Source organism: Endozoicomonas sp. (assembly GCF_051008435.1).
Taxonomy (GTDB): domain Bacteria; phylum Pseudomonadota; class Gammaproteobacteria; order Pseudomonadales; family Endozoicomonadaceae; genus Endozoicomonas_A.
This window is the reverse complement of sequence record NZ_JBPCXO010000101.1, coordinates 1-5623: the sequence shown is the minus strand read 5'-3', so window position 1 is coordinate 5623 and position 5623 is coordinate 1. Positions and strand designations below refer to the sequence as shown.

The following is a 5623-nucleotide window of genomic DNA, read 5'->3' as shown; positions in this document are numbered from 1 at the left end:
TATGATTCTTTTCGTTGAATAGCTCGCTATTCGCCTCAAATAATCATAAAAACTGTCTCAAACAGGACTTTTCCTCGCTACGGTCGGCTAAGTCCGACAGACTCCTAGAAGCCTCTGAGTAGATGTTTATGACCATGGCTCAGGGGTTGAGTCGTTATAAGTGGTTGACGGAGCAGGGTGTTTTGTGGAAAATGCGCTGCATCCAGACGAGACGTCTGTTTAGTGGTGGGCCCTGTCGGTCCCCTCGCAATGGTCAACTGTGAACTCCGCCAGGCCCGGAAGGGAGCAACGGTAGCAGTGACACCATGTGCCGGGGTGTGGCTGGCAGGGTTTGCCTCCATCTGTATAAAGCTTTTTAGTATTACCTGATCCGCTTTATCCTGCCTTTGTAATATCTCTTTTCTGAACCCCCTGAACCGTGCATTCTTTCCTTTTCTTGGTTAGCATAGAGTCTTCAATTTCTGTTACCGGAATTCAAGCTTTTCAATGAGCTATCAGGTTCTTGCGCGCAAATGGCGACCTCGTTCTTTTAAGGAACTGGTAGGCCAGACACACGTATTGCAGGCACTGGTCAACGCATTAGACCAGGACCGGCTGCATCATGCTTATTTGTTCACTGGCACTCGGGGTGTGGGTAAGACCACCATTGCCCGTATTCTTGCCAAATGCCTCAACTGTGAGACAGGAGTCAGTTCTACCCCCTGTGGGGAATGTGCTGCCTGCTGTGAAATTGATGAAGGTCGATTTGTTGATCTCATTGAGGTGGATGCGGCTTCAAGAACCAAAGTGGAAGACACTCGGGAGCTGCTTGATAACGTTCAGTACGCTCCAACCCGGGGTCGTTATAAAGTTTATCTGATTGACGAAGTGCACATGCTTTCGGCGCACAGTTTCAATGCGCTGCTTAAAACGCTGGAAGAACCTCCTCCCCATGTAAAATTCCTGCTGGCTACGACTGATCCGCAGAAGCTCCCGGTGACCATTCTTTCTCGCTGCTTGCAGTTTGGATTGAAGAACATGACACCGGAACGGATTGTCGGCCATCTCGAAAACATTCTCGGTCAGGAATCCATACCTTTTGACGGTCCGGCACTTTGGCAGTTGGCCAGAGCGGCAGATGGCAGTATGAGGGACTCACTGAGTCTGACCGATCAGGCTATTGCGTTTGGTAATGGTCAGGTCACCGAGCAGGAAGTCAGTGCTATGCTCGGTACGATTGATCAGGGGCAGGTCATGAAAATGGTCAAAGCCCTGTCTTCAGGTGGAGCGCCTGAAGTATTGGCGGCTGTGGCCAGTCTTGCTGAGCATGCGCCGGATTATGCCGCTGTACTGGATGACATGCTTTCCATGTTGCATCGTATCGCTATTGCCCAGGCGGTGCCTGAGGCAGTGGATAATAGTCAGGGTGACCGTGAACAAGTTCTTGAACTGGCGGGCCATATGCTGGCTGAAGATGTTCAGCTGTATTATCAGGTAGGCCTGGTAGGAAAAAGGGATCTGCCCTTGGCACCGGAGCCCCGTGGCGGCTTTGAGATGGCGTTACTCAGAATGCTGGCCTTTAGACCAGAGCCTGTGGCCATTCAGACACCGCAAAGTACCAACCGCGAAGTGGTCGCTCAATCAACAGCCTCAGAGCCTGTTGTATCTTCACCTGATCCGGAGCCTGAGCCTGTCCATGTTGAGCAGGCGGCGAATCTGAAACCGGATGCGACAATACACCAAGTAGCTGGCTCTGCTAGTCAATTACCGCCACCGGTTGCTGATGAACCTGTTTCGCAGGTTGATGTTGTGCAACAGCCTGTGTCGGGTGTCGTAGATAATCCATTGCCGGATGATTTTGCACCAGCACCAGCACCAGCACCAGTATCAGTACCTGAACTTGAACCTGAACTGAATGCTGTGGCCGAGCTTCCACCTCCGGTACACGTTTATCAGGATGCAGAAGAGGACGATGATGTTCCTCCACCGGTTTCAACCTATGAAGCCTATGCATCGGAACTGGCATCAAAAGTAGCCACTGAGCCAGATCCTGAGCCTGAGTTATTAGAAGCAGAACCGGTTCAAAACCTTGCACCGGATGAGAGGGTTTCTCTGGCAGACCTGGATACTCAATCCTGGGTGCCGGTATTCAGAAGTTTACCCCTGGGAGGGGTAACTCGAACTATTGCTTCACATTGCGAATACGTCAGCCATTCAGCAGGCAGAGTTGATCTGCGTCTGGATCGTGGAAGAAGTACGCTATACAACGACACCCACCGTCAAAGGGTTGAGAAGGCTCTGAGTGATTATTTTGATCAGCCTCTCAGACTGCAGGTAGAAATTGGCCAGGTTCATGCAGAAACACCGGCGGCCTGGCGAGAGCGCAAAATTGCCGAAAGAATGGCTGAGGCACGCACCAGTATCTTTAATGATCAGCATGTGCAAAGCCTGATCAATCAGTTTTCGGCGGTTGTCATTGAAGACAGTATCCAGCCTGTGGGTAATGTCATTAAGTAATGGATGGGTTGCCGGGTGTTCCGATCATCCGGTCTTGAATATCCCTATGAGGTTGGCTGGGAATAGGTAGCTCGCTCTATTGAACTTATCTCGAGCGCTATTCTCGTTCAGCTTCCTGGTTCATCGCTTTTCTCAGTTCATGACTGTTTTGAGTCGATGGGCAAATGTTAACGTAAAGGAGTTCTTATGTATAAGGGCGGTATGGGTAACCTGATGAAGCAGGCCCAGCAAATGCAGGAAGACATGCAGCGTATTCAGGAAGAGCTGGCTAACGCTGAAGTCACCGGTGAATCGGGCGCAGGTTTAGTAAAAGTGGTCATGACCGGTCGTCATGATGTCAAGCGGGTGGACATTGATCCCAGCCTGATGGAAGAAGACAAGGAAATGCTGGAGGATCTGCTGGCAGCTGCTGTCAACGATGCCGTGCGCAAAGTGGAAGAAAACAGCAAAGATAAAATGAGTGGCCTGACTTCGGGCATGGGTTTACCCCCCGGTTTCAAAATGCCTTTCTAAACAGCTGCGATGCTTTTGGCTGAAGACATCTTTGAATAGTCGTTTGATTTCAGGGCTTATCGAAATAAGGTAAGCCCTGTCAGGAGTTTGAGTGCATTTATGTTCAGTCCTTTGATCAAGGAATTGATGGAATCTCTGCGTTGTCTGCCCGGGGTAGGTCCCAGGTCCTCTCAGAGAATGGCTTTACATCTGCTTGAAAAAGATCGGGATGGAGCGCTTCGGCTGGCAAAAGCTTTGACCGAGGCGGCAGAAGGCGTAGGGCGTTGCACATTATGCCGAACATTATGCGAGAGTGAGTTGTGTGATATTTGCAGTCATCCAGGTCGGGAAAAGGCAACGCTCTGTGTGGTGGAAAATCCTTCTGATGTCATGGCGTTAGAGCAGGCTGGAGGCTTTTCGGGTCGCTACTTTGTTCTTATGGGGCACCTGTCACCTATTGATGGTATCGGACCTGATGAAATCGGAATTACTGAATTGTTGCAGAGAGTGGCTGACTACCAGGTAAAAGAAGTGATTCTTGCCACTAACCCAACCGTTGAAGGTGAAGCAACTGCTCACTTTATTGCAGAAGAGCTTAAGACTATGGGCGTGGAAGCCAGCCGGATAGCCCACGGTGTGCCGCTGGGAGGTGAGCTGGAATATGTCGATGGAGGCACTTTAGCCCACGCATTGGCGGGCCGTCGAAAGCTGGAGCTCTGAAGCAGACTAAGTATTCTGGACGAGGTTCACTACTTCGGGCAGAAGTATTGAATGCGCTTGACGCTGCCTGTGGTTTTTTCTTCCCCTTTTCGTGTTCGGGTGTATTGATCTGTACTCATCCACTCAATGGTTTTCTGGGTGCCGGTAACAGAATCTGGAAAATAAGTGTTGATATAGAGGGTGAAGCCTCCGTTGTCTGTGCCAAAAGCCATCTGCCAACTTGGATCCTGATCAAGCTGCACCCGATAAAAACAATCTCTGCTGAAGCTGCTTGCCTGTAGCTTCCCGTCTTTGGCTTCCTCAATCACTTTTTTGGTGGAATCCTGATCAGGAAAGTCCTTCCACTCTACATCCAGGCACTGGCTCAGTATGGTATTGGTTCGTATCACACTGGAACGGCCATCGGCTTTATGAATAACGGTGGTGTTTTTCCTGTTGGATTGAATATTAGCTTCAACAACGGTTTTAAGACCGTCGAAATCTTTTGGGATAAGCTCAAGCTGTGATTTGTCATAGCCGGTGGGTAGAAAATTATAAAAAGTCTGTTCTTCGCTCACCCAATGGAGGCAGTCAAGATTAAAACTGCTGTTGTTATTTAAGCTTATTTTGGTGGGTGTAGCCGGGCACCACCGGCGAATGCTCTCAAAGCCAAGGGATTGTGTGCTTGTGCTACCACTGCTTTCTATGATCAGTGAGTTTTTCTGAGCCGAAGAAATTTTGAGGACATAGGCCTCAGCATTCTTGAGGCTGCCAAAGGGTGTGAGCAGTAGGGCATCTTTATTAACGGCGGCTGCAAAGAACCAGGCTTCCTCCAGCTCAACCTGATAGCGGCATTGAGGGTTGAAGTCTTCCGGGTTGTCGGTAGCTATTTCCACCCAGGGAGAATCATGGGGAATCCATGCAGCGAAAAAACCAAGTACAGTAGAGAGACCAACAGCCATAGGGATACACCAGAACTCCGTGATGTATCCATTCTAGCTACTGATTCAGAATATTGCTGATTGAGTCGTTACCAGTTGTAGCCCAGTGTCACAACATGAAAATCAATGGATTCGTTCAAGCTGTGTAATCCGGCGTTGGAGTAATGATACCAGCCATAACTCAGCTCAAATTGCTGTTCAGAACCGAACTCAACACCCATCATGGCGCGGATTTCAAACTGCCAGTTCCCCCCCATGTTAATAGGGGATTTCTTCTCTTTTTCCAGATCCTTTTCAGACAGGTAGGCAGCACCCACCCCAAGATCTATAAACGGATGAAAGCTGGCATTGGGCATAAATGCCATTCTCAAAACCGGAGAAAAGCTGATCGCTGTAGCCTTATCTTTACCGTCGGGGCTAGGATTGTCATTTGCTGTGAGGTTGCTTTTCCATGAGCTGGCAGCCAACTCAAAGTAGCTGCTAAGGAGCATACTATCAGACTGGTAAAAGTGTTTTTTCCAGTCCCAGGTGATGCCCAGACGCAGATTGGTGTAATCCGCAGAGCGGCCTGAGACAACAGTCAGGTAGTTGCCGTAGGTGACATTGACGCCATCAGGGACAAAGTCCTCAGCGTGAGCGCTCTGTGTCTGGATCAACAGCATCGGTGATAAGCACAGGCTGGCAATTGCTCTATTCATACACTTCCCCCTGGATATTGTTATCTTGGTGGCGTCCATGCATGGGGTATCGCTCGACAAAGTCGGAACTTTATACAAGGCCTGCAGAGAGTTTATTTTTGGGGAGTGAGACTAGAGAATAGGGCTGAAATCGGTTGCAGGATTTTTATGCAGACCGAATCAAGCAGTGTGGAAGGGTTTGAAACAGTATTGAGTAATCTATGATTATCTATCATAATCTCACACTATGGATAAGAGATTAGTCAAGATTGGTGAAGCAGCTCGCTTGCTGGGTACTGACCACTCAACATTGAGGAA

General features: G+C 49.2%; 5 protein-coding genes and 1 other RNA gene. 4 read left to right on the top strand and 2 right to left on the bottom strand.

What is annotated here, in order from left to right:
• Window positions 1-233 precede the first annotated feature (233 nt).
• From ffs to recR, 4 genes are all read left to right on the top strand, one after another.
• An RNA gene (gene ffs, locus ACR2PX_RS04535) (signal recognition particle sRNA small type) lies at window positions 234-330 on the top strand.
• 156 nt (window positions 331-486) lie between these two features.
• Complete coding sequence (gene dnaX, locus ACR2PX_RS04530) at window positions 487-2496, top strand: DNA polymerase III subunit gamma/tau (RefSeq protein WP_433998176.1); 2010 nt, start codon at window positions 487-489, stop codon at window positions 2494-2496.
• Between the two features lie 186 nt (window positions 2497-2682).
• Window positions 2683-3009 carry a YbaB/EbfC family nucleoid-associated protein gene (locus ACR2PX_RS04525; RefSeq protein ID WP_433998175.1) on the top strand — a complete coding sequence of 109 codons (327 nt, stop codon included), beginning with the start codon at window positions 2683-2685 and terminating at the stop codon, window positions 3007-3009.
• Between the two features lie 99 nt (window positions 3010-3108).
• Complete coding sequence (gene recR / locus ACR2PX_RS04520; protein WP_433998174.1) at window positions 3109-3708, top strand: recombination mediator RecR; 600 nt, start codon at window positions 3109-3111, stop codon at window positions 3706-3708.
• Between the two features lie 29 nt (window positions 3709-3737).
• Here recR and ACR2PX_RS04515 read toward each other — a convergent pair whose 3' ends face one another.
• Together ACR2PX_RS04515 and ACR2PX_RS04510 are read right to left on the bottom strand one after the other, a co-directional pair.
• Complete coding sequence (locus ACR2PX_RS04515; protein WP_433998173.1) at window positions 3738-4649, bottom strand: hypothetical protein; 912 nt, start codon at window positions 4647-4649, stop codon at window positions 3738-3740.
• Between the two features lie 68 nt (window positions 4650-4717).
• Entirely contained in the window at window positions 4718-5326 is a 609-nt protein-coding gene (locus ACR2PX_RS04510) for an acyloxyacyl hydrolase (RefSeq protein WP_433998172.1), read from the bottom strand.
• Window positions 5327-5623 lie beyond the last annotated feature (297 nt).

Coding starts and splice junctions, on each gene's coding strand:
- dnaX (WP_433998176.1), top strand. CDS start 487: ATGAGCTATCAGGTTCTTGCGCGCAAATGGCGACCTCGTTCTTTTAAG.
- ACR2PX_RS04525 (WP_433998175.1), top strand. CDS start 2,683: ATGTATAAGGGCGGTATGGGTAACCTGATGAAGCAGGCCCAGCAAATG.
- recR (WP_433998174.1), top strand. CDS start 3,109: ATGTTCAGTCCTTTGATCAAGGAATTGATGGAATCTCTGCGTTGTCTG.
- ACR2PX_RS04515 (WP_433998173.1), bottom strand. CDS start 4,649: ATGGCTGTTGGTCTCTCTACTGTACTTGGTTTTTTCGCTGCATGGATT.
- ACR2PX_RS04510 (WP_433998172.1), bottom strand. CDS start 5,326: ATGAATAGAGCAATTGCCAGCCTGTGCTTATCACCGATGCTGTTGATC.